The organism is Microbacterium sp. C23T (assembly GCF_053345975.1).
The window spans coordinates 1-2,769 of sequence record NZ_JBKFBD010000066.1 but is presented as its reverse complement, the minus strand read 5'-3'; the positions used below and the strand labels follow the sequence as shown (position 1 = coordinate 2,769).

Here is a 2,769-nt window from a genome sequence, read left to right as displayed (position 1 = left end):
GAGCCACCCGCCACCCGCCCGCGCGGCTCCGATCGGACCGGCCGTTCGTGCAACGAGCGACTACGCGGCGTTGACGACGCCCCCCAGGACGTCGTAGAGCTCCTTGGCCTCAGCGTCGTTCACCGAGACGACCAGACGACCGCCTCCCTCGAGCGGCACGCGCACGATGATGAGTCGACCCTCCTTCACGGCCTCCATCGGCCCGTCTCCGGTTCTCGGCTTCATGGCTGCCATTGCGGCTCCTTTTCATCGATGGTCTGCACGTCAAGTTTATCGTGAGGGCCGACGCCCCGGGCACGCCTGGGGAAAGCGGCATCCGTCATCCGGCGTCACGGGACCTGCCAGTTCGTACTTCCCAGGGCATACATGTTGTAGATCCACCACCACTGCCCCACGAGACACGCGATCAGCACGCCGATCCGCCAGGCGCGAGAGCGCGGAACGGCGAACGCGCCCCACAGCGGCGACAGGGGCACCAGCAGTCGGAAGATGCTCGACTGCGGAAAGAAGACGAGCAGGAGGTAGACGAGGTAGCTGGCACTCCACAGGCGGATCTCGATGCCGAGCCGGCGCACCTGCGGCACCGCGATCAGGGCGACCGCGATGAGGAGCAGTCCCCCGCCGACGAGGGCGTACCCGAGCCAGAGCGGGAGGTGCCACATCGTCTCGAACCAATACGAGATTCCCGCGAGGAACGGCTCGAAGGGCGTGAACGTCGCGTCACCGAGGATCCAGTTGCGCCGCCAGGCCATCTCCGTGACGAGATAGGCGTCCGGGTTCCCCGTCACCCATCCCGCGATGAACTGCCACGCGAACCCCGCGACCGCGGCGAGCAGGCCGGCGGCGATGATGTGCGCGATCTCGGGAGCCCGCAGCGGTTCACGCGCGCGCGTGAACCAGCGCCAGATGCCGAACAGTGCCAGGAACAGGGCGAACGCCAGGACGCCGGGGCGTGTGAACGCCATCAGTGGGATCAGGGCGTACAGCCACACATATCGTCGGCGTGCCACCGCGAGCAGTGCGCAGAACAGCCAGAACAGGTTGAGCGCCTCGGCATATCCGACGTGGAAGAGCGCTGCGAGCGGACCGCTCGCGAAGAACGCCACCGCCCAGAGCGTCGCCGACTCGTCCAGCCGCATCCGCAGCAGGTAGTAGAGGGCGACGGATGCCCCGTACCCGGCGACCAGTGACACGATCAGGGCGCCGGTGTGCCAGAGGCCGAACGGAAGCGAGACCCACTGCGCGAGCCACGGATAGATCGGGAGGAACGCCCAGGCGTTCTCAGCGACCTGCCCGGCGTCATTGAGCGGCAGCTGACTCGGGTAGCCGGAGACGGCGACCAGCCAGTACCACGTGCCGTCCCACGCGACGACGGTGTCGCCGAGACGGGCGTCCGCGCCCATCCGCGACGTGAAGCCGGAGAGCTCGGTGGCGGCGAACAGGAACAGCGTGGTGACGATCCTGGCGGCGACGTAGATCGCCGCGACGCGCGCAGCGGTCCGAGCCGCGGACGGACGCGCCACCGGCGACAGTGTCAGCTGCTCGCCAGCCACGCGCGCAGACCCTGCTCGACCGCCTCGATCTGCGCGACGGGCACGCGCTCCTCGTCGTGGTGCGCCAGGTGAGGATCGCCGGGTCCGTAGTTCACCGCGGGCACGCCCAGCGCGCTGAAGCGGGCGACGTCGGTCCAGCCGTACTTGGGCCGCGGCTCGGCGCCGACTGCTGCCAGGAATTCCTGCGCGAGCGGGGCGTCCAGGCCCGGACGGGCGCCGGCTGCGGCATCGACGACCTCCACCTCGAACCCGGCGAGCACGTCACGCACGTGGCTCTCCGCCTCCGCGACGTCACGGCTCGGAGCGAAGCGGTAGTTGACCTCGACCTCGCACAGATCCGGGATGACGTTGCCGGCCACACCGCCGTTGATGCGCACCGCATTGAGCCCTTCTCGATACACGAGGCCCTCCACGGCGACGTCACGCGGGACATAAGCGGCGAGGCGCTCGAGGATCGGCGCCGCCTTGTGGATCGCGTTCTCGCCGATCCAGGCACGCGCGCTGTGTGCGCGCACGCCGTGGGTGCGGACGATCGCGCGCAGGTTGCCGTTGCAGCCGCCCTCGACGGCACCGTCGGACGGCTCCCCGAGGATGGCGAAGTCGCCGGCGAACAGGTCAGGGCGCGTGCGCGCGAGTCGCGTGAGTCCGTTCAGGTCCGCGTCGACCTCTTCGTGGTCGTACCACATCCACGTGATGTCGACCCGCGGGTCGGAAAGCTCTGCGGCGAGCTTCAGCTGCACCGCCACGCCCGCCTTCATGTCGACGGTGCCGCGCCCCCAGACGTAGGGCTCCCCGTCGATGTCGATGTCCTTCGTCGGCGTGTTGCCGTTGATCGGGACCGTGTCGATGTGCCCGGCGATGACCACGCGCTGCGCACGACCCAGGTGGGTGCGGGCGACGATGGTGTCGCCGTCGCGGTAGACATCGAGATGCTCGAGCGCGGAGACCTCGGCGAAGATCGCGTCAGCGAGAGCCTTCTCTTCACCGGAGACGCTCGGAATGTCGCAGATGATGCGAGTGAGTTCGACAGAAGACAGGGACAGGTCGAGCGCCGGCATCCCTCGAGTCTACCGAGCGCGAATATGAGCCGTTAACGCGGAATGGCCACCCTGCGAGGGGTGGCCATTCCGTGAATGGGTGTCCGGCGGTGTCCTACTCTCCCACAGGGTCCCCCCTGCAGTACCATCGGCGCTGAGAGGCTTAGCTTCCGGGTTCG

At 68.5% G+C, this 2,769-nt stretch carries 3 protein-coding genes and 1 rRNA gene; all 4 read right to left on the bottom strand.

Annotated features, from left to right (window positions below; translation table 11 throughout):
* Positions 1-60: 60 nt before the first annotated feature.
* Complete coding sequence (locus ACLBXX_RS20650; RefSeq protein WP_019179788.1) at positions 61-234, bottom strand: DUF3117 domain-containing protein; 174 nt, start codon at positions 232-234, stop codon at positions 61-63.
* Positions 235-329: 95 nt separating this feature from the next.
* On the bottom strand, positions 330-1,553 hold the full coding sequence (locus tag ACLBXX_RS20645) for a hypothetical protein (RefSeq protein WP_447659545.1): 1,224 nt from the start codon (positions 1,551-1,553) through the stop codon (positions 330-332).
* Entirely contained in the window at positions 1,535-2,611 is a 1,077-nt protein-coding gene (gene dapE / locus ACLBXX_RS20640) for a succinyl-diaminopimelate desuccinylase (protein WP_447659544.1), read from the bottom strand. Before dapE ends, ACLBXX_RS20645 begins: the two co-directional genes overlap by 19 nt.
* 81 nt (positions 2,612-2,692) lie before the next feature.
* Positions 2,693-2,769, bottom strand: a 5S ribosomal RNA gene (gene rrf / locus ACLBXX_RS20635); the annotation flags it as partial.